Source organism: Bacteroides sp. MSSM.1001136sp1_RTP21357st2_D2_RTP21359_211015 (genome assembly GCF_040913205.1).
Classification (GTDB): Bacteria; Bacteroidota; Bacteroidia; order Bacteroidales; family Bacteroidaceae; genus Bacteroides; species Bacteroides ovatus.
On sequence record NZ_JBDFVF010000043.1, the window covers coordinates 1 to 20,829 of the forward strand.

18 protein-coding genes are annotated in these 20,829 nt (G+C 38.4%); 12 read left to right on the forward strand and 6 right to left on the reverse strand.

The window, feature by feature from the left end:
• Window positions 1–43: 43 nt before the first annotated feature.
• The 3 genes from AB5217_RS21700 to AB5217_RS21710 form a co-directional block, all read right to left on the reverse strand.
• A complete protein-coding gene (locus AB5217_RS21700; protein ID WP_368112829.1) occupies window positions 44–412 on the reverse strand; it encodes a UvrD-helicase domain-containing protein in 369 nt (122 codons plus the stop codon).
• Between the two features lies 1 nt (window position 413).
• Window positions 414–2,489, reverse strand: a complete 2,076-nt coding sequence (locus AB5217_RS21705; RefSeq protein ID WP_117811210.1) for an ATP-dependent nuclease — start codon at window positions 2,487–2,489, stop codon at window positions 414–416.
• Between the two features lie 117 nt (window positions 2,490–2,606).
• Entirely contained in the window at window positions 2,607–2,831 is a 225-nt protein-coding gene (locus AB5217_RS21710; protein ID WP_032843015.1) for a hypothetical protein, read from the reverse strand.
• Between the two features lie 761 nt (window positions 2,832–3,592).
• Between AB5217_RS21710 and AB5217_RS21715 the strand changes: the two genes are divergently transcribed.
• The 11 genes from AB5217_RS21715 to AB5217_RS21765 all read left to right on the forward strand — a co-directional run bounded on the left by AB5217_RS21715 (window position 3,593) and on the right by AB5217_RS21765 (window position 15,594).
• Window positions 3,593–5,086 carry a Fic family protein gene (locus AB5217_RS21715; RefSeq protein WP_032845481.1) on the forward strand — a complete coding sequence of 498 codons (1,494 nt, stop codon included), beginning with the start codon at window positions 3,593–3,595 and terminating at the stop codon, window positions 5,084–5,086.
• Window positions 5,087–5,296: 210 nt separating this feature from the next.
• The gene (locus AB5217_RS21720; protein WP_032845482.1) at window positions 5,297–5,842 is read left to right on the forward strand and encodes an RNA polymerase sigma-70 factor; all 546 of its coding nucleotides are present in this window, start codon (window positions 5,297–5,299) and stop codon (window positions 5,840–5,842) included.
• Window positions 5,843–5,928: 86 nt separating this feature from the next.
• Complete coding sequence (locus AB5217_RS21725; RefSeq protein WP_032845484.1) at window positions 5,929–6,693, forward strand: hypothetical protein; 765 nt, start codon at window positions 5,929–5,931, stop codon at window positions 6,691–6,693.
• A gap of 18 nt (window positions 6,694–6,711) precedes the next feature.
• Window positions 6,712–7,704, forward strand: coding sequence for a FecR family protein (locus AB5217_RS21730; RefSeq protein WP_032845485.1), 993 nt, complete (start codon window positions 6,712–6,714; stop codon window positions 7,702–7,704).
• A gap of 98 nt (window positions 7,705–7,802) precedes the next feature.
• Complete coding sequence (locus AB5217_RS21735; protein WP_050486500.1) at window positions 7,803–10,439, forward strand: carboxypeptidase regulatory-like domain-containing protein; 2,637 nt, start codon at window positions 7,803–7,805, stop codon at window positions 10,437–10,439.
• A 117-nt stretch (window positions 10,440–10,556) separates the two neighbouring features.
• The gene (locus AB5217_RS21740) at window positions 10,557–10,913 is read left to right on the forward strand and encodes a hypothetical protein (protein WP_051671263.1); all 357 of its coding nucleotides are present in this window, start codon (window positions 10,557–10,559) and stop codon (window positions 10,911–10,913) included.
• 63 nt (window positions 10,914–10,976) lie between these two features.
• The gene (locus AB5217_RS21745; protein WP_139147516.1) at window positions 10,977–11,825 is read left to right on the forward strand and encodes an RteC domain-containing protein; all 849 of its coding nucleotides are present in this window, start codon (window positions 10,977–10,979) and stop codon (window positions 11,823–11,825) included.
• Between the two features lie 211 nt (window positions 11,826–12,036).
• A complete protein-coding gene (locus tag AB5217_RS21750) occupies window positions 12,037–12,396 on the forward strand; it encodes a helix-turn-helix domain-containing protein (protein ID WP_032843246.1) in 360 nt (119 codons plus the stop codon).
• Window positions 12,359–14,398 carry a bifunctional DNA primase/helicase gene (locus AB5217_RS21755; protein WP_032843245.1) on the forward strand — a complete coding sequence of 680 codons (2,040 nt, stop codon included), beginning with the start codon at window positions 12,359–12,361 and terminating at the stop codon, window positions 14,396–14,398. Before AB5217_RS21750 ends, AB5217_RS21755 begins: the two co-directional genes overlap by 38 nt.
• A 12-nt stretch (window positions 14,399–14,410) precedes the next feature.
• Window positions 14,411–14,689: a helix-turn-helix domain-containing protein gene (locus tag AB5217_RS21760; protein ID WP_032843244.1), complete on the forward strand. Its 279-nt coding sequence runs from the start codon at window positions 14,411–14,413 to the stop codon at window positions 14,687–14,689.
• 383 nt (window positions 14,690–15,072) lie between these two features.
• Window positions 15,073–15,594: a dihydrofolate reductase family protein gene (locus AB5217_RS21765; RefSeq protein WP_032843243.1), complete on the forward strand. Its 522-nt coding sequence runs from the start codon at window positions 15,073–15,075 to the stop codon at window positions 15,592–15,594.
• A gap of 106 nt (window positions 15,595–15,700) precedes the next feature.
• Here AB5217_RS21765 and AB5217_RS21770 read toward each other — a convergent pair whose 3' ends face one another.
• Genes AB5217_RS21770 through AB5217_RS21780 form a run of 3 tightly spaced genes read right to left on the reverse strand, consistent with a single transcriptional unit; the run spans window position 15,701 to window position 19,493 of the window.
• The gene (locus tag AB5217_RS21770) at window positions 15,701–17,782 is read right to left on the reverse strand and encodes a type IA DNA topoisomerase (RefSeq protein ID WP_042994218.1); all 2,082 of its coding nucleotides are present in this window, start codon (window positions 17,780–17,782) and stop codon (window positions 15,701–15,703) included.
• On the reverse strand, window positions 17,779–17,967 hold the full coding sequence (locus tag AB5217_RS21775) for a hypothetical protein (protein WP_032843241.1): 189 nt from the start codon (window positions 17,965–17,967) through the stop codon (window positions 17,779–17,781). The genes AB5217_RS21770 and AB5217_RS21775 overlap by 4 nt, the downstream gene beginning before the upstream one ends.
• Entirely contained in the window at window positions 17,964–19,493 is a 1,530-nt protein-coding gene (locus tag AB5217_RS21780) for a DUF3945 domain-containing protein (protein WP_042994215.1), read from the reverse strand. The genes AB5217_RS21775 and AB5217_RS21780 overlap by 4 nt, the downstream gene beginning before the upstream one ends.
• Before the next feature lie 204 nt (window positions 19,494–19,697).
• Between AB5217_RS21780 and AB5217_RS21785 the strand changes: the two genes are divergently transcribed.
• On the forward strand, window positions 19,698–20,816 hold the full coding sequence (locus AB5217_RS21785) for a protein kinase family protein (RefSeq protein WP_042994214.1): 1,119 nt from the start codon (window positions 19,698–19,700) through the stop codon (window positions 20,814–20,816).
• The last annotated feature ends 13 nt before the right edge of the window (window positions 20,817–20,829 follow it).

The window sequence follows — 20,829 nt, forward strand, 5'->3', positions numbered from 1 at the left end:
TAGTGTTTCCGAACCGACTTTTGCCGGTTTTATTGTTTAACTTTTAATTTTTCGGTAAAAATTTACCGAAGTATTGAATAGTATATCCATATTTAAGTTCTTCAATGTACATGTGATAAGGTTTGAGTATCCATTCAGCACAAAATGAATGAATAGTACCAATCCATAATTGCTTAGTATCTATTCCTAATAATTCTATTCGTTCTTTTATTTCATCTGCAGCACGATTGGTATATGTAATAGCTATAATATATTGCTTGTTTGATTTCAAATTAGACAATTCATAAGCAATTTTATAAGTTAGAGTTCTCGTTTTACCACTACCAGGACATGCTATTAATAAAACACTATTTTCATTAAATATGGCACTTTCTTGCTCTGGATTTAGTTCTCCATTTTTCCACACAAACATTTTAAAGTCGATTTAATATATATAAAATAGGTTCTTCCTTCTCTAATTTTTCATACAACTCTTTTATTAAATCAGTTAATGGCAACTCTCCCTTTTTGCATTTTAATATATTTTTATTTAAACTCTTTATTTTATCAGACTGTTCATATCTACTTACCACATAGCTAAATATTTGCAATAACAATTCTTCTGAATATTCTGGTTTGACAAATAAAATAGCATCCAATATATAATTTGGTATACAAGTCGTTGGAGTAATATAATTACTAAGGAGTATAGCATACCAACCCTTCCCTATATAATTTGCCATAGTTAGAATTCTTTTTCCATACTTCTTAATATCCTTTGAATTTATATCTTTTTCCGATTTTTGAATTGCTGTCTTATCCACATATACATCTTTTATTGTGGATAAAACTTCATCTTTATTATTAGCTTTTAAAAAATCAATTTCAAATGTATATGGTGCATAAAATACCCCAATCCATTTATTTCTTTTTTTCAATGCATCCAATTTTTCTTTTCTTGTTTTTCCCCTTTTAGAAGCTTCTGTTTTTTGTCCTGTAATTGATGTGTCTAAATCTGTTATAATTGCGCACTTTTTCTTGATTCTTTGATTATGAAAAAGCTGTGCTAAGTTTTCAAAGCCAGTGCTTCTTATGTTTATAATACTAATTCCTAATTCGTCTAAGCTAACACCTAAAGTTTGCTTTACCATAATAGGAATAAGTATTTCTTCAGCATCTCCTTCTACTAATATAACGCTTTTGGCAAACAATAAATTGCTTCTTATAGCATCTAGAAACCTTTGTGTTTTCACTATTTCTTCTTCTTTTAGCCCGATAAATGGCTGATATACTTCAGAGTAATTACGAAATTTTCCTAAAATATTCATGTTGGAAATATTTGATACTTCAGAAATATGAGTAGAATGTGTCGAATAAATAATTTGTGTATCAGTATAATTTAGTTTATCAAATAATGCTTTCTGTATATGTGTATGAATATGGGCCTCTGGTTCTTCTATTAAAAGAAAATTTGCTATTTTATCTTTTTCTTTTCTATATTTGTATTCAAGTAGTTTCAATGTTAAAAATATAAGATTTGCTCCTCCCAAACTTAATTCATGAATACCGCCTTCATAGTCTTCTCCTGGTTCTCCTATAAATAGCTTTAATGACTGAAGTAATTTTTCTGCTTCACTTGGTAAGTTAGATTTAATAGATAATGAAGATGGAGAATACGTAGTGCCTACAGCCTCCTTAATAGTTTCAGATATGTTATTTGTAATCATCTGTATATCATCCAATTCTTCTATGGATTTATTCAGATCATCAACTTTTGTTGATATTGGTTTAAAATCTTCTTCTTTTATGTCTTCACTTTTATTTTTAAGAAGTGTTAATAATGGATTTTTCCTATTGTCTTGGAAATCTGACACAACATCTCTTAACGCTTTTATGAAAGTGAATGAAACTTCTCGACTTATAGACAATTGGTGTGGTATACGGCCTCCATATTTTAATTCGTCTATATCGAATTTAAAAATAACATTATCAAAATCGCCCATTAATTCACGCTGAACATTCTTATTATTAAAATCAGCTGTACTTTTCCCTGTAAAAAATGTTTCATAATCTTCAGTTGTAATTTTATCTAATATCTTGTTTAGTCCATCTTTATCGCCAGCTTTCAACTCTGAAAGTTGTTTTCTAATTTCTGGTTTGGGTCTAAAAAATAAATTATATGTTGCTTTTGGGGTAGCTTTTCCTTCTACAACTCCACTTCCATAAATAAATAAAGATTGAACAGCTTCATCGTTAGATATTTCACTAAACTCCAAACTAATAATAATCCACTTTCCTTTCCAATTCTTCAAATTACGATTAAAATCATTTTCATTTAGTTTATATGCTGATGACAACAAAGTGTCATCTAAAATTAAGCGAATAGCTCGAAATAGATTGGTTTTACCAGATGCGTTTTCTCCTATAATTGTATTTATTCCTTTGTTAAAGAGAAAAAAAGAATTTTCAAAATTACGGTAGTTTACTAATGAAACTTTTGATATATACATGGTTTATGTCCTCCTTTTAATTTACTGTTTACAAATATAGTAATTATATAATTTTTTACTGTTGTTTTTTAGGAAATAATATATGTAGTGACTTTTATATTTTTTAGGTAACCACTGTTAAAAACAAGTCACTACTACTGTGTTGTTCCTATTTTTATATTTGCAATTATGTTCCGTAAAGTAAGTGAGTAGGCTGTATTGCTTTTCCTCTATAGCCAATACGTTATTGCGTAACTTCTTCGGCTCTACATATCCATTGTTGTTTAGCTGCTTGGTGTATTGTATGAAGATTTGACCACGTAAATCATCCAGTTCTTTATTCGACTTGGATATTTTTGGCACTAGTGTTTTTTCCGCTCTTATTAACTGTACGACCTGATTTTATATCCCAATCTTTCAGGGAGAATTGTTTTCTTCATGCTGAATTGCTTGGTTTCTCCATCGACTGTTATACGTACTATAATAGTCACTGTCCGTCTTTCTTCGGTTCGTTCTTTTTTAAATAGAAGAGGATTCTAAATGTACTTTTTATACCGTAACGTTTTTAATTTACAAAATTAATTTTCTGTGTTCGGAATAATATGCTTGAAACGGCTTTTTTCTGCTACCTGCCAGAAAAAATAAATCCCTGATAATGTCTGATTATCAGGGATTTGCTTGATTTTTCTTTTGTTTTCAGTGATCCGCCTGGGTCTTTAACCCATCCGGTTCACTGTCCTAAATATCAATATGTTATCTATCATCACCCTTTAGAGGGGGTACGATTTGGATACTGACTTTTTTAAGGGTTTCTGTCCGCATTTGGCGGATGTCTGTCTCCATTTATCTTGGGTTCAAAAGTACGCATTCATTTTGAATTATGCAAGTGTTTGATTATTAATCTTTCAACTTAGGTGCAAGGTGCAAGCTATATATACATATATATCCTTGCACCTTGCACCTACTTGCAGCCTAAATCTGCTTTTGCACTTTGTTATGCTTCTATTTATTTGTATTCCAAGTATATTTGACTATATTTGCAAAATATTCGTGTAATGCAAAACCATTATATTCGTGTTTTACAGTAATCGAATAATCGTGTAATACATAAAAGAATCAAGATTATGGCAACGATAGCAGAGCTGTTAGCATCTTCTTTGGATGCGCTCAAACAAGTGCAACAGGGTAATGATTTTACGATAATTAGAAGTAGCGACTTATCCCGGACACACATAAAAAGGTTGGTTGATAATCATTTTCTCAAACCTATCATAAAAGGCTGGTATGTGGTTACCGACCCAAGAGCAATGCCGGGCGACAGTACGGCATGGTATGCTTCGTTTTGGAACTTTATTACCCGATATGCAAATGAACGCTACGGCGATGAGTGGTGTTTATCTGCCGAACAATCGTTGTCGATATATACAGGTGCTACCACCATACCTAACCAAATTCTGATAAGAGCGCCTAAAGGCAACGATTATATGGTTCCGTTAATTCCCCCTACTTCTATTTTCAATTTAGGGGCTGAATTGCCCTCGAAGATTGATGCGAACAATCCGTATAATCTCAACCTCTATACACTGGCGGAAGCTATTATTGTAGCTACGCCTACCATGTATCGCAATGATGCGCTAACGATGCGGACTGCCCTTGCAATGGTTCATGATAGTTCGGATATTTTGAAGATATTGGTAGATACAGGTCAAACAGTCCGTGCAGGCAGGGTGATTGGCGCATTTCGTAATATCGGACGAACGGATATAGCCGATGAAATAGCCGGAACAATGAAACGTATGGGTTACACCATTAATGAAGAAGACCCGTTTGAAAAGGTGATGGAAATTCATGTGTCGCAATCTCCCTATGCTGTCCGTTTGCGCTTGATGTGGCAGCATATGAGAGAGGATGTAATTGCTAATTTCACCCGGCTTAAAAGCAATCTTTCCGCCAAAGAATTTTTAGAGCGAATGGAAACCCGATACAAATTAGATGCTTATCACTCCCTGTCTATCGAGGGGTATCGGGTTACCGATGAATTGATAAACAAGGTAAAAAGCGGTGCATGGAAGCCGGATGGAGAAGATATGGATTCAAAGAATGCGCTCGCCGCACGTGGTTATTGGCAAGCCTTTCGGGAAGTCAAAAAGAGCGTATCTGATATTCTTAAAGGTAGCAACAGTGCGGATGTGGCGGAACGGGATTTATCGGTATGGCACAGCGAAATGTTCATGCCTTGCGTTACGGCAGGCATTATCAAACCATCCGATATTGTCGGTTATCGTTCCCATCAGGTCTATATTCGCAATTCGATGCACACCCCTCTGAATCCGGGCGCACTTCGTGACGCCATGACCACTTTATTTGAATTGCTCAAAGAAGAACCGGAAGCCTGCGTAAGAGCCGTTTTAGGTCATTTCCTGTTTACTTATATTCATCCTTTTATGGATGGAAACGGTCGTATTGGGCGATTCTTAATGAATGCGATGTTGGCATCAGGCGGTTACGATTGGCTGATTATCCCGGTGGAAAGACGGGATGAATATATGGCAGCCCTCGAAAAAGCAAGCGTTGAGGGGAATATAGTTCCTTTTGTGAGATTTTTATCGAGTATTTAATTCAATTCCAGTGAAAGGTCTTTTGATACATAAGAGACGGATTTTTCAGTATCAGTGCTTTATCATGGATTGAACTAATAAATATAATCTTAATCGAATATTCCTTAAAGTATAGTGGCTGCATACGTTTTATTTCCGTAATCGTTCCTGTTTAGTCATTGTCTTTTATACTTTTGCAAAAACTATTTAAATTTCTAATTCACAACATGTATGGATATTACAACCATCGAAGCATTACAAAACGGTGACCATAAGGCTTTTGAAGAGGTGTTTTTGACCTACTTTGATAAGGTTAAATATCTCTTGACCGGGTTATTGAGGTCTGAAAGTGATGCGGAAGAATTGGCACAGGATATTTTCGTAAAGTTGTGGATAAACCGTCAATCCATAGACCCAAGTAAAGCATTCAACACTTATATATATACAATTGCACGTAATACAGCTTTAAACTACTTAAAACATAAACTGGTTGAAGATAACTTTCTGAATAGCTTAAATGACTTTGATGTAGAGGAAGCAGACAGTTCAGACGAAATCCTGTTTGCGAAAGAAATCAGCCTTTTGGTGGAAATGACTGTGTGCAGAATGCCCGTTCAAAGAAGAAAAATTTATCAGATGAGCCGTGAAAAAGGAATATCTAATAATGAGATAGCGGAAGAATTGGGAATATCCAAGAAAACCGTTGAGAATCAGATCAGTTTGGCTTTACAGGAAATCAAGCGTGTCATTTCAGCTTTCTTAATTTTTTTCGTTTAGGAGAAAAATATCCGATTTAGGTCGGGAGTAATAAGCTACATGGTTGTATATATAGTATAAGCACTCTAAAAGAAAGGAAAACAATCATGAATAAGCGAGTTACTATATTGTTATTACTGTTTTTGACATCTGTTCCTGCCCTTTTCGCTCAATCCATTGAGGATAAACGGATAGATGTACAAAGTAAATCTTCTGTAAATGCAGGGGAACAGCTATTAAACACCGAACATATTAAACCGGAATTACCGGACGAGGTGAATAAAAAGGGGGTAATAAAAAAGGAACTATCTTCTTCATCAGAAATAGCACCTGTCAATTCTTCACAGGGGTTATCTCCTTTTTTCTATGCTTATCCAATGATTATGAAAAATATTCCTATTCTTACTGATTTCTACCGATTTCAGCAAAATCATATATACAAACAGTTTTCGTTTGTCGGTAGTGGTCAGAAAGTATCTTATATAGGATTGGGAGAGTATATTTCGATTAATGGTGCTATACGTTGGATGCCATCTAAAAGATTATCTATTGATGCCGGGGGAATGTTCAGCCGCCAGTTTTATTTTTCATCACCTCTTTTCCGTCAGGATATTATGGGGGTAAATACAAGAATGCAATATGCCCTTACAAATAATATCAGCTTGAATATATGGGGACAATATATTTTTCCGGGAGAACAATCTCCATTTTCTACTTATAATCCATTATTCCCCCATACAGGTGTAGGTGCATCTGTTTCTGTCGATTTAAAGAAAGATGCAGAAATGAGTGTTGGAGCAGAATATCAGTATGATAATAAATCGCAGAAATGGAAATTAGAATCGTCCGGACGTGTTTCTATTGGTTTCTAACAATATAAAAATGCAACTATGAAAGAGAATTATATATATCAGATACTCAAACAGTTCTTTCTAAATTCATATCCTCCTGAAATCGAAAGCAAGGTACAAAAGTGGATAATCAAAGATAAATGGACTGCTGAAAAGAATAATGCCATGTCTGCCATTTGGGATGAAATAGAAATTCCTCCAAATGATAATACATACAGGGCGTTGGATAGAGTGAAGAATACCATCAGGCAAATAGAAAGTAAAAAGAAGCATTTAAAAATGCGACGTGTTTTGCTGGGAAGTGCTGCTGTGATTATTCCTATACTCTTGTTGCTGGGCGGTTATTTCTATATAAATCAAGACGTAAAAATGATAGAGGTGATAACTTCAAGCAATCAACAAAAGCAATGCACCTTATCTGACGGAACGACCATTTTATTAAATTCTTGTACAAAAGTAACTTATCCGTCTGAATTTAAGGATTCCGTCCGAGTGGTAACATTGGTAGGAGAAGCCTATTTCTCGGTAGCAAGCGATGCCGCTAAACCATTTATTGTAAAGACGAAAGACTTATCTGTAAGAGTTCTTGGAACGCAATTCAACATATCGGCTTATCCATCGGACGACCGTACAATTGCTACGCTGAATCGTGGCAAAATACAGGTTGATATTCAATCCGAAAAAGCAGATAGCAGGTATATTCTTAAACCTAATCAGGAGATTGTATTTAATAAGATTGATAAATCCGTATTGATAAATACTGTTACAGGTGAAAATATCGGTTGGAAAGAGGGTTCACTTGTCTTTCAGGATGCTACATTCAATGATATTATAAATACGATTGAACGCCGATTTGGGGTAACTGTTGAGTATGACAAACAAGGATTCTCCAATATACCTTATACCCTGAAATTCATTAATAATGAAAGTCTTGAAGATGTCTTGGATATATTGCAAGATGTTGTAGGTGGTTTTGAATACAAAAAGGAAGATAGTAAAATAACGTTGATACAGAAAGGGGGTGGTAAATAGAAAAAAGAACCGGAAATTGTTTAGAAGCCACTTCCCGGTTCATAAAAGTCAAATTTGTTCCATTTAGAAATAGTATTTAACTTTTTAATTATTAAAATATGTCTTTATCGAAGTTCAAATTTAGGCAAAATAGTTCGGGCTATAAAATAATCTGCCTGATTATTTTCCTTTTTATCTCTATTCATTCAAATGCCCAAAATGAGAAATTCACTATTTCGGGGCGTGGCATCACTATTAAACAGGTCTTTGAGCAGATTGAAGCACAAAGCAAATACACGGTGGCTTATAGTAAAGCTCAAATAGATGTCGGACGGAAGATTACAATAAACGTCAAAAAAGCAGAACTCAAAGAAGTTCTTGAAAAGGCGCTGAAAGACACCGGATTCACTTATAAAATCAACGGGCTGCATATTATTATCATTCCTGTGCCCTCCAATTCTTCCCAACCCGTTACTCCCCGACAAACCATAAAGGGAATTGTCAAAGATGCTGCATCCGGTTCTTCCATTCCATACGCCAATGTGGTTCTTTCAAATACTCATCCGCAAATAGGAACGACAAGCGACAGCTTGGGGTATTTCAGGTTTACTAATATTCCTATTGGCAGATATGATATTCAGGTATCTTATCTTGGTTATGAGCCTGCCGTAATGAAAGAAATCTTGCTTACTTCTACCAAAGAAGTAAATTGTGAGATTGCGTTGGTTGAAAACTCCCAAAAGCTGGATGAAGTCGTGGTACGTGCAAGAGTGAATAAAGAACGTCCGCTTAATGCAATGGCTTTGACGGGTGGGCGTATGATAAGTGTCGAGGAAGCTAACCGATTTGCTGGCGGATTGGACGACCCGGCTCGTCTTGCTACATCTTTTGCCGGTGTAGCCGGAACTCCGGGGACAAATGCTATTGCTATACGAGGTAACTCACCTCAATTTTTGCAGTGGAAAATGGAAGGCATAGAAATTCCTAATCCTACTCACTTTGCCGATGTAGCAGGCGTGGGCGGTGGCTTGTTTTCAGGATTGAGCAGCCAAGTAATGGGTAATTCGGACTTTTTCAATGGGGCTTTTCCGGCGGAGTATAATAATGCCTTGTCCGGAGTATTTGATATGTCTATCAGAAATGGAAATAATGAAAAGTATGAGCACGCCGTTCAGATAGGGCTTTTGGGATTGGACTTTGCTTCCGAGGGTCCTATCAGTAGGAAAAGCGGAAGTTCATATATTTTCAATTATCGTTATTCCGCAACAGGATTGATGGGGGCTTTTACCGATAACACAGGTATAAGCTACCAAGACCTTACTTTCAAACTGAATTTCCCGACACGCAGGGCGGGAACATTTTCTGTTTGGGGCATCGGCTTATTGGATATGAACAAAGATGATGCGTTGGAGAATCATTCGGAATGGGAAACTTATGCTGACAGGCAGAAGTCTAAAACAACGATGGCTAAAGGCGCGGGCGGAATTACGCATAGGTACAATTTAGATAAAGATGCTTATTTCAAAACGTCTTTGGCGGCAACCTATTCGGATAATCGCCCCAAAGTGGAACAACTGCTTGGGAAAAATTCATCCTACTATTTGCCTGTTGTGGATATGAAAAGCACCAATTTGGATATTGTCTTAAACTCCTACTTTAATAAAAAGTATAGTGCCCGGCACACCAACCGTTCGGGCATTACTATTACCGGGCTATTGTATGATTTGGATTTTAACTTATCCCCTAATTTCGGGCAAAATCTGCCGATGCAAAAGATTGTCAAAGGCAATGGGGAAGCTATGGTTCTATCGGCATACAGTAACTCTATTTTCAAATTGGCAGACGAATTGACAGCCAGCGTAGGAGTGAATGCTCAATTCTTCACCCTTAATTCAAACTGGACGGTAGAACCACGTTTAGCTTTAAAGTGGAACTTCGGTCCCAAGCAATCTCTTTCCTTAGCTTACGGATTACATAGCCGCCGTGAGAAATTGGATTATTACTATGTGAAAACTTCTCAAACAGGAAATGAAGAAGTGAATAAAGACTTGGATTTTGCTAAAGCACATCATTTTGTATTGGCTTATGATTTAAGCATTTCAGAAAACACCCATTTGAAGATAGAGCCTTATTATCAGGCATTGTTTAATGTACCTGTCGAACCCGGAACGTCTTTCTCTATTATCAATCACGATACTTACTACTTAGACCGTCAATTAGTGAATAAAGGTAAGGGACGGAATTACGGCATAGATATAACGTTGGAACGTTATCTGAATAAAGGATATTATTATATGCTGACCGGTTCCGTCTTTAAATCCGAATATCGTGGCGGTGATAACATTTGGCGCAATACACGGCTTGACCGGGGATATTTGTTCAATGCTTTAGGCGGTAAGGAATGGATATGGGGAAAGCAACGCCAACACATGTTTAACACAAATATTCGTCTGTCTTATCAGGGTGGCGACCGTTATACACCTATTGATGAAGCAAGTTCTTTAACGGAAAAGGATATTATCTATGATGAAACGCAGGCATTTAGCAAACAATTCTCACCTGCATTTACTGTCGATTTAGGTGTTAGTTATAAGCTAAACAAGAAACGTGTCTCCCACGAGTTCGGGCTTCAACTCCTGAACCTGACCGGATATACCGGGCAGCACGGGTATCAGTATAACGAACAGACGAAAATGATAGAAAAAGTAGATATAAGCAATATATTACCTAATCTTAGTTATAAGATTCAGTTTTAAATGGATGAAACAGTTTTTCCATAGGATATTAGCAATAACAGATAAGGAAATAGATAGTGCAGATGTCAATGAAGACCTAAATATTGATACTGCACTATAATAATGTAAATTAAGAAGATGAAACATATAAATATCAAAATTTTTTCAATCTTATTCTTATGTATCACTGCTTTATGCAGTTGTCATACAAAGAAACAAATCAGCCGATTTACAACAGATAAAGTTGAACTTGGAATTAGCAAAAGCAATTTCTTAGCTAAATTTGGTCAGCCATTTAGCCAAACACAGTCTTTTACTCATGGAAATGAATTAGAAGAGAAGTTGCACTATAAAGAAAAATTTAATTTAAGTCCTTTATATAAAGAAACTGGCTTCATAGTTACTACAATTTTTACTTTTCAAGATTCAAAACTCATCAAACAAGAGATAAAAGAGGATAAGATGTTTGAACAATGTGATTGTCAGAAGCAATGAAATGTTTAATCTTATTTATATAGATTTGATTATGAACAATTTCAATATAAGTAGTTATATATGATGAAACCGTTTTCTAATGAAATAATATCTAAAATCAATTCAGAGATAGAAATGTCCTGTATAGATGGTGATATATCTTCGGATAAGGCTTTGCACATGATTAACTTCATCAGACCTTTGTTTGAAGAGTTAAGGGAATTTACTCATCAATATAGCTTTCAGGATGTCAATGAAGAAATATCGTTCTTTAAAGATATTAAACCGTTTGTTTTAAGCAAATTGATATATTTTAATGACATATATCTGCTTGAACTAAGAAAGCCAAATGGCAGTAAAGAGGTTCTTAAAGAATATTACAAGAAGAAACAAATGGCAATCACAGAATTTTGTAATGCTAATCTTGACTTCTATCAGTATTATCGTTCTAAATCCACTCATTTAGATAAATACTATTTTCTTAGAGGTCGTGAAAATTACAAACTTTGTCATGGCTGTGGTATGTTTGATAAAGACCCTTTGTTTGCCACTTGCTACGACCATAAGGTAGCGAAGATTTTAGCCTATGATATGCTGGAAATCTATTTGGAGCAAAGACTGCAAAGCATTGATAAACAAGTTGTATTAGACAAAAGCCGGGCTTCACTACCTGATAATCCTTTCCGTTGGACTGCCCCCAAAGTAGCTGCCATTGAATTAGGTTATTCAATATATGCAGCAAGTGTTTTGAATAATGGCAATGCAGACATCAAGGAGATAATGACCTATATCGAAGCGTCCTTTAAAATTGACTTAGGAGATTATTATAGGACTTATCTTGCTATGCGAGAAAGGAAAAGGGATAGAACGCCATTTCTGAATAGTCTGATACATAAACTGCTTCGTAAGATGGATGAAGACGATAACATCTAATAAAAATCTTTCCTAAAACAACCAAGTTCATACCAACTTGGTTGTTTTTTTATCTCCTCTTTTTTAAGGCATAATTCTATCTAAAAACCTCTTTTTGTCTCTATTTCCCTCTAATTTCCCTCAAAAAATAAATCTACCAACTTGGTTTGAACTTGGCAAGTTAAGTTTTTGAAAGCCTGCACCTTTGCATCCAAACAATTATAGTATAATTATGGATGTAATAACAGTAGAAACAAAAGCCTTTAAAGAATTGATGGCAAAAATCAATGTGATTGCCAACTATGTATTTTCCCGTCAGGACGAATGCAAGGAGAATGAAGATGATATTTGGGTGGATAGTTACGAAGTCTGTACTTTCCTGAAAATAAGCGACCGCACCTTGCAACGGCTTCGTTCCAAAGGAGAAATCGCCTACTCTACCATCAGGGGACGCAATTTCTATAAAATCGGTGAAATAAAACGGTTGCTGGAAAGCCGTTTGATAAAGAGCAATGACGAATGTATGCGTAACCTGATAACTAACCACAAGCTATATGTTAAGGAAAGACGAAATCTTAGAGAGGACAAATAACGGTCTGAACGTGTTCAAGCATTACATTTCCGGCACGTGGCGGGTCGGTCGTAATTTCCTTAATCCGTTGTATGAGGACAGCAAAGCGTCCTGTAACATCTATTTCGACCGCCGAAGTGGTATCTATAAGATGAAAGACTTTGGAAATGACGATTATTCCGGCGACTGCTTCTTTTTCGTGGGTATGCTCAAAGGGCTGGACTGTAACAATTCAAGCAGTTTCATAGAAATATTGCGGATTATAGACCGGGATTTGTCGCTGGGACTTTCAGAGGGAAATCCCATACCTGTACCTAAAACATTCAAAGAACCGGAAAAGCCTGTGCCTGTTCCGGTAGAACGTACTGGCAGACCGTACACATTCAAGGAGAGGAAACTCACCGCTTCCGAACTGGAATACTGGCAACAATACGGCATTACCTCTGAAATACTGGAACAGTATAAAGTCTGTTCGGTGGTTCAGTTCCAAAGTGAAAATGCAGATGGCAATCCGTTTTCTTATTCTTCCACTAAGGAAGAACCCATTTACGGGTATAAGAACAAACGTTTCATCAAACTGTACAGACCGTTTTCCAAGACCCGCTTTCTATATGGCGGAAATATCGGCGAAAGCTATTGTTTCGGGCTGGAACAGCTACCCAGTAAAGGCGATACCCTGTTTATTACGGGTGGGGAAAAAGATGTCCTTTCGCTTGCCGCAAAAGGTTTTCATGCGATTTGTTTCAATAGCGAAACGGTGACTGTTCCGCCGAACATCATCTATAAACTCACATTCCGGTTCAAACACATCATCCTGCTTTACGATATGGATGCTACCGGAATAGAAAGTGCAAAGAAACACGAGAAACAACTCTGTGAATACGGGGTGAAACGGTTGCTTCTTCCTTTGCAGGGAACAAAAACGGAAAAGGATATTTCCGATTACTTCCGGGCGGGCAACAGCCGGGAAAACTTTATCAAGCTATTTATCGACTTTTTGGATACAATCTATAATGAAACAATGACTATGCTTAAATCGTGTGAGATTGATTTTAATAATCCTCCGGCAAAAGCGCAGGAAATTATTTCGGCGGGTGACGTTCCACTGGGAACACAGGGGAACTTGTGCTGCATCACTGGCGGAGAGGGAACAGGGAAAAGTAACTATGTGGCTGCACTCGTGGCGGGGTCAATCCGTGCGGCGAACGTGCAGGTTGATACGCTGGGTATCAATGTAAGTGAGAACACGAAACATAAAGCCGTTTTGCTTTATGATACGGAACAATCGGAAGTACAACTGTTCAAGAATGTAACCAACCTGATAAAAAGGGCGAAACAGACTGACAAGCCGGATGAATTTAAGGCTTTCTGCCTTACGGGTATGTCCCGCAAAGAACGCCTGCACGCCATTGTTCAGAGCATGGACAGGTATTATTACCAGTATGGCGGCATTCAGTTGGTGGTGATAGACGGTATCGCCGACCTTGTGCGATGTGCCAATGATGAAGCGGAAAGCGTGGCAATCATAGATGAACTTTACCGACTGGCAGGAATATATAAGACCTGTATCATCTGCGTGCTGCATTTTGTTCCCAACGGGTTGAAACTCCGGGGGCATTTAGGCTCCGAACTGCAACGCAAAGCGGCTGCCATCCTTTCGATAGAGAAAGACGAAGACCCGGCTCTTTCAGTGGTAAAAGCCCTGAAAGTGAGGGATGGCAGCCCGCTGGACGTTCCCCTGATGCTCTTTTCGTGGGACAAGGCAGCCGGGATGCACCTTTACAGGGGTGAAAAGACCCGTGAAGAAAAAGAAAAACGAAAAGAAAAAGAACTGGTCGGCGTTGCCCGTGACGTGTTCGGCAGGCAGGAACATATAACCTATATAGACCTGTGCGAGCAGATACAACAGATTTTGGATGTCAAGGAACGGACAGCTAAAAGCTATATCCGCTTTATGCGGGAACGGGACATCATCATCAAAGACCCGTCCAACCAAAGTTATTTTATGATTGGTTTAATTTAATCAGACAGCCTTATGTATATAGACAGAGAAGATTTTATTGCATGGATGGAACGTATCATGGATAGGTTCGATATGCAGGACAAGAAAATAGACCGGGTAATAAAAGGGCGTAACTGTTTGGACGGGGAAGAACTGCTGGATAATCAGGACTTGTGCCTGCTTCTGAAAGTAGCTCCCCGAACGCTGACCCGTTACCGTAAAAAGGGAATACTCCCTTTCCTTATGCTGGATGGCAGGTGTTATTACCGTGCCACGGACGTACACAAGTTAATCCGGGAGAAAACCGATTAATTTTTTCTTTTCTAATGGCTTTTAATCCTGTTTTGTCGTGAGATAAGACAGGATTTTCTTTATTGTATGCAGGAGTTTTCAGGGATTTGGCTAACTTTGCAAAAGTTACATAAGAAGATAACGGCGATTGAACAGTAGTCTGTCATTTCGTCTTTATATATAACATATTCGTTCGCAGAACGTCTCAAAGTAGAAAACTGGCACTTTTCAATAATGACGAGATTTTCAGCGCAATGTCTATGCTATGTTTTAACATAGCGTGGGCTTGCCTGTTTCGTCATTTAGGTATGCCAGTACCTCTACTTTGAAGCAGTGTAAGTTCACGCTTCTTTTTTGACGCACTGGCGAACAGTTTATTAGTAGAAACTGTTAAATACCCAATTATGAAACATTTAAAAACTTGTATTGCCGTATCTCTTGATGGCTTCATTGCCACAAAGGATAATGAATTGGACTGGATGCCTGAAAATGTAAAGCTGGAGATTTCGGCAACCTATGAACAGTCGGATGTACTACTTGCCGGAGTAAACACCTATTCTTATATTTTTGAACATTGGGGCGGATGGCCGTACAAAAGTAAAAAGACTTTTGTAGTGTCCCACTACGATACCAATGTAACCGAAAAGGAGAATGTAACCTTTCTCACCGATATGCCTTTACGTGCAGTCAATGAACTTAAATCAAGTTCGGAAACGGATATTCAGGTCATTGGCGGCGGTAAGTTTATAACCTCGCTGATTGAAGCGTCCCTGTTGAATGAAATAACGCTGTATATCGTTCCGGTTATGTTGGGGGACGGTATCAGATTTATAGGAAAGACTTTTGGGTCGAAGTGGGAACTGACCGGACACCGGGTGATAGACAATCAGGTCGTTTGCCTGACCTACCAGTATAAAGGGGAATGATTTTAAAAAAGCACCCGGTGTCCCTCCGGGTGCTTCAACCACAAAAATTTCAATTATAAATCTATCTATAATGAAACTTTCTGTGGCAAATATAACGATTTTCATTCTATTTCTTCGGTTTGCCTTTCTTTTCAGGAAACACGAAAGTAACATTAAACTGCCCGTCAAAGGCAAGTGAAGCGTCAAAGACTTTGCCGTCCCTGTTCTTGAATCCTTTGATTAGCCCGGTTTTTCCGGTAGTCACCAGTTCGGTAATCTGTTTGTCCGTTAGCTGCTTGTCGCTCTTGTTGCGGAAGATGGTAACGGAACAATCCACATTGGAACATTTGGCGACTTTCGGATAGAAAAGGATGCGTCCGGTCTTGCATTTCGGGCAAATGCAACCACTACCCGAAGCGAAAGAAAGCTGAACATCCAAAAGTTCAGCCGTGATTTGCCGTGCATACACTTCGATACCTTTACGGAACGTGTCGGGGTTCATTTCTCCGTTTTCTATTTTGGCAAGCGTATTTTCCCACATTCCCGTCATTTCAACGTCTGCTATCTTCTTGTCCCGGATGATATTGTAAACGGCAAGACCTTTCTCGGTCGGGACAAGGTTCTTTTTCTCCCGGACGATATACTGGCGGGAAAACAGCGTCTCAATGATGGCTGCCCGTGTTGCAGGCGTGCCTATACCCGTATCTTTCATGCTGGCTTTCAGGTCGGCGTTTTCCAGTTCCTTACCCGCCGTTTCCATTGAAGAAAGCAAACTGCTTTCCGTGTGCAACGGTTTGGGCTTGGTCTGTTTCTCCAGTAGTTCAATGCCGGAAAGCGGTAAACTATCTCCGTCCTGCATGGCGGGCAAAGTGGCGTTATCTTCCCCGTCCTCTTTCTCGCCGAATACGGCACGCCATCCGGCGGACTTGATTACAGACCCTTTGACCGTGAAAAGTGACCCTGCACATTCCAGCGTTACACTGGTAACGTCTTTGACGCATTTTTCAGAAAAGGCTTCCAACATCCGTCCGGCTATCAGTTCATAGATTGCCTGTTCGTCCGTTTCCAGTTTACCGGGCAGGTTTTCCGTTACTATCAGGGCGTGGTGGTCTGTTACCTTGCCATCGTTCACGGAACGGGAATTTAAGGCTTTGCCTTTCATCCCGGCAGCATACCCGCCAAAACGGGCGTACTGTTCCAAATTGACAAGACGTTCCGGGATTTCCTCGAACACGTCCTGTGAGATATAACGGCTTCCGGTTCGGGGGTAGCTGATTAGTTTACCCTCGTATAACTTTTGTGCGATGGATAGGGTTTTGTCTGCGGAAAAGTTCAGTTTCGTATTCGCTTCTTTTTGGAGTGAAGTTAAATCATAAAGCAAGGGCGGTTCTTGATTCACTTCCTTACGTTCTACGGTTTTCACCTGTACTGTTTCCGCTTCCTTTATCTTTTGTAGCGTGTCGATGGCGGGCTGCTGCGTATCGTATTTATCGGCGGACAGGGCAGTAAAGGAAACATTATCCTTTGCTGCCTGTAATTTCAGTTGCCAATACTTTTGCGGGACAAAGTGCTTGTTCTCCAAAAAGCGGGTACATATCATTGCCAATGTGGGCGACTGTACCCGTCCCAAAGAAAAAATGCCTTGTCCGGCTGCCACGCTTAAAGCCTGTGTACCATTTATGCCAATTAAATAATCGGCTTCGCTGCGTGCCTGTGCCGAAAGGAAAAGGTTATCATACAGGCTACCGGCTTTCAGGTTTTGCAGTCCCTCACGAATTGACTTGTCGGTAAGACTGCTTATCCATAAGCGAACAAAAGGCTTGTTGCATCCGATATACTGGTAGATGTAGCGAAAGATAAGCTCTCCCTCTCTCCCTGCATCAGTGGCGACAATTATCTTATCCGACTGGTCGAATACGTCTTTGATTACCTTTAGTTGTTTCAATGCGCCGGGGTCTGCCTTGTACCCTTTTTCCGCTTTCACTTGTCGGGGTGTAAGTTGAAAACTCTCCGGGATAATAGGCAGACTTTCCCGGCGGAAACTCTGTATGCCGTATGCTTCCGGCATTGCCAAACCTACAAGATGCCCGAAAGCCCATGTAACGAGATACCCGTTACCCGAAAGGTAGCCATCCTGTTTTTCATTCGCTCCTAAAATGCGGGCAATGTCCCTTGCCACGCTTGGTTTTTCTCCGATTACTGCAATCATTCTAATTTCGATTTTAATTGTTCCACTTCTTTTTGTCTTAGGATTTTCCGGTCATAATAGATGTGATAGTCATCTACATAATATTGTCGGTTCTGCTCGTCTATGGTTTTCCAGTCTGTTTTGTAACAGACAAGGGTAAACAGGGCGAAACCGACAACCAGGATAAGGATGAATACCGCTATCATCTTTTGCGTCCCCTGCTTTGTTTGGGTTTGTCCGTCTGCTCCTGCTTCTCCTTTTTATCCTGCTTGGTTTTTTGTTTTTCAGTGGGCTTGTCCTGACCCTTTTTCAAGGGTTCTTTCACTTTCTTGGTGGCTTCGTTGGTCTTGCCCTCCGAATTGACCGCTACCTGTGTACGGTTCTTGCTGGCGGGGGTAATTTCTTTCACGGCGGAACGGTCAAAGCTGGGATTGTCACTGTAAAAGCCTAACTTCTTCTTATCATGGTTCACCTGAATGTAAGCATCGTATTCTACCCCTCTCCGGTCTTTCAGCCCGGCAACAAAAATAGTCTTGTCATTGACTAGATCCTGCTGTTGCTGGCGGGATAGCTCTATTCCTGAAATGCTTTTGGGAATGGTTACACCGTCACTGGTGACAAGGCTGTTCTGCTGCGTCTGTTTCTGCCCTTGCTCCTGCGACTGTTTGGCATTGGGATAGATAAATTCCAGACTTTTTTTATCGGCATTGACCTGAACGGTTGCGGAAAAGGGATTTTTACGGTTGGAAATCATATTTTCAAGGAATACCCTTTTTCCCTCCCGTAAGGCTTGCTGCTGTTCCTTGTTCAGTTTGACACCCTTTATTTCATCAGGGATTTGGACGCTGCTTGCACGCATGGAAACCAGTTCATTTGTTACCTTATCCACACTGACGAAAGAGGGTATCATTTCTCCAGTGATATAGTTTTTCAGGTTCACTATCCGTCCCATGTTTCCCGTTTCAAGAAGATTGGCTTTGTCCTCTTTGGAAAATTCATGTCCGAAGAACGGACGTTCGAGTTCCGGCTTTTGGCGGATGCCGTGTATAGCCAAAACTACATTCCCGTCTTTGTCGTGCCGGAAAGATAGGCGTGCATCCATCTTCATAATGGCGGAATTGTAGTTTCCCGAAATGGTGAACGCTCCGGGTGACTTGTACCCTCTTAACATGGGTTCTAAAGCCTTTGCCTTTTCAAGCTGTTCTTTGGATAGCCCGAAGTTCTTCAGGGCTTCCCAATCCACTTTGTCGGGGTCGATGTAATATTTGCTTTTGTCGGGTTGCTGTGGTGTTTGTGCCGTTGCTCCCGCTTCTTTGGCTGGCTGCTGCCCGTTTTGGGTTTCCTGCTGCTCTTTCTTCACTTCCTGCTTCACGGTTTCAGGTGTCACCCGGTAACGCTCTATGTTCGCTTCATTTTCCGGTGTAGGGTTGTTGAAGTTATCCCTGATTATCGGCTCGATTTTGGGAAGTTCCAACTTCGGGATTTTGAAGAAGTTGAAGCGGGTCGGGTTCTTCAACTGGTTCATCATGTTGGAAAAAAAGTTGGAAAAGAAATCACCGTGACGGTCGAATTTCAGAAGTTCGCTGTTGTTCTCCGGCGGTACGGTTTGAAGTTCCCCGTTTTCATCCACGCCTTTTACTGCGCTGATTGTCTTTTTCTCCTTATCCAGTACAAGAAGAATATCCATCATCTGTTCGTCAGTGATGGACTGGTTGGCTGTGTTTACATCCATAACTTTTTGAATTTTAGTGAATAAATAAAATTTTCGGAAGTAAAAGTAAGGATGAAATAGAGTATATTTAAGGATTTGGGAATAGGTGGCTTTATTAGTCCTCGTTTGGCTTCATTTGTCCTAATAGGATAAAATTCATTAGCCTAAAAAACTTCGTTCAAAATAAATAATATATCTTTGACGTAGAAATTAGAAATTATACTTATGGAAACCAAAGATATAGCAACGTTTTTAAGGTCGAAAGACTTCATCATCCTAAAAGATATAGGACAAGGGGGCACGGGAAAGACTAAATTATTAAAGGATGAAACAATTAACGAAAACTTTGTATGCAAGAAATATTCTACCTTTTATCCTGAACAACAGGCTTTATATTATAATAATTTTGTAGATGAAATAAAAATATTATATAAAGTCAATCACCCGAATATTGTAAGAGTGTTTAATTATTATCTATATCCTGAAAAATTAACAGGTTATATTATAATGGAATATATTGATGGAGTAGATATTGAAAATTATATATCATCAAATTCTAATGAAATTAATAATATATTTCTTCAAGTAATAAACGGTTTCAAATATTTAGAAGAACAAAATATATTACATAGAGATATTCGTCCAAACAATATATTAGTTTCTAACGAAGGAGTTGTTAAAATAATAGATTTTGGATTTGGGAAGAATATTTCTTCTACAGAAGACTATGGTAAAAGTATAACATTAAATTGGGAATATGCTTTACCGGATGAATTTAACAACTCTATATATGACTTTAGAACAGAAATCTATTTTGTTGGTAAACTATTTGAGCGAATAATACAGAGAAACAATCTCCATACAATATTTAAGTATAATAATATCTTACATAAAATGATTACTCCTTATTATGAAACGAGAATTTCCTCTTTCTATGCTATTTTTAGAGAAATAACATCTAAAAATGCTACATTTATTAGATTTAGTAACAATGAAAAACAAATATACGGTAATATTGCTGATTTATTTATGAGTGTTTGTAGTAGTATTGAATACTCCACAAAATACATAGACAACATTGAAGTCATAACCAAACGATTAGAACAACTTGTCCAAAAATCACTACTCGAAGAACTCGTTCAAAATAATTGTTCATTCATAGAGTGTTTTATAACTGCCCCATATCGTTATAAAAAAGCACCTATTATTCCAGTAGAAAATATGATTGTATTTATTGATTGGTGGAAAAATCTATCAGATGAACATAAAATTATTGTTTTAAATAATTTATGGGAAAGATTTGATACGATAAAGCGAATAGTAAAAGATGATTTACCTTTTTAATATAGACAAAAAA

What these genes read in the sequence shown, in the direction of transcription:
- AB5217_RS21770 (WP_042994218.1), bottom strand. Translation starts at nt 17,782, where the DNA reads ATGATTGCAGTAATCGGAGAAAAACCAAGCGTGGCAAGGGACATTGCC.
- AB5217_RS21760 (WP_032843244.1), top strand. Translation starts at nt 14,411, where the DNA reads ATGTATATAGACAGAGAAGATTTTATTGCATGGATGGAACGTATCATG.
- AB5217_RS21735 (WP_050486500.1), top strand. Translation starts at nt 7,803, where the DNA reads ATGTCTTTATCGAAGTTCAAATTTAGGCAAAATAGTTCGGGCTATAAA.
- AB5217_RS21705 (WP_117811210.1), bottom strand. Translation starts at nt 2,489, where the DNA reads ATGTATATATCAAAAGTTTCATTAGTAAACTACCGTAATTTTGAAAAT.
- AB5217_RS21730 (WP_032845485.1), top strand. Translation starts at nt 6,712, where the DNA reads ATGAAAGAGAATTATATATATCAGATACTCAAACAGTTCTTTCTAAAT.
- AB5217_RS21755 (WP_032843245.1), top strand. Translation starts at nt 12,359, where the DNA reads ATGTTAAGGAAAGACGAAATCTTAGAGAGGACAAATAACGGTCTGAAC.
- AB5217_RS21715 (WP_032845481.1), top strand. Translation starts at nt 3,593, where the DNA reads ATGGCAACGATAGCAGAGCTGTTAGCATCTTCTTTGGATGCGCTCAAA.
- AB5217_RS21750 (WP_032843246.1), top strand. Translation starts at nt 12,037, where the DNA reads ATGGATGTAATAACAGTAGAAACAAAAGCCTTTAAAGAATTGATGGCA.
- AB5217_RS21765 (WP_032843243.1), top strand. Translation starts at nt 15,073, where the DNA reads ATGAAACATTTAAAAACTTGTATTGCCGTATCTCTTGATGGCTTCATT.
- AB5217_RS21775 (WP_032843241.1), bottom strand. Translation starts at nt 17,967, where the DNA reads ATGATAGCGGTATTCATCCTTATCCTGGTTGTCGGTTTCGCCCTGTTT.
- AB5217_RS21740 (WP_051671263.1), top strand. Translation starts at nt 10,557, where the DNA reads ATGAAACATATAAATATCAAAATTTTTTCAATCTTATTCTTATGTATC.
- AB5217_RS21700 (WP_368112829.1), bottom strand. Translation starts at nt 412, where the DNA reads ATGTTTGTGTGGAAAAATGGAGAACTAAATCCAGAGCAAGAAAGTGCC.
- AB5217_RS21725 (WP_032845484.1), top strand. Translation starts at nt 5,929, where the DNA reads ATGAATAAGCGAGTTACTATATTGTTATTACTGTTTTTGACATCTGTT.
- AB5217_RS21780 (WP_042994215.1), bottom strand. Translation starts at nt 19,493, where the DNA reads ATGGATGTAAACACAGCCAACCAGTCCATCACTGACGAACAGATGATG.
- AB5217_RS21785 (WP_042994214.1), top strand. Translation starts at nt 19,698, where the DNA reads ATGGAAACCAAAGATATAGCAACGTTTTTAAGGTCGAAAGACTTCATC.
- AB5217_RS21720 (WP_032845482.1), top strand. Translation starts at nt 5,297, where the DNA reads ATGGATATTACAACCATCGAAGCATTACAAAACGGTGACCATAAGGCT.
- AB5217_RS21745 (WP_139147516.1), top strand. Translation starts at nt 10,977, where the DNA reads ATGAAACCGTTTTCTAATGAAATAATATCTAAAATCAATTCAGAGATA.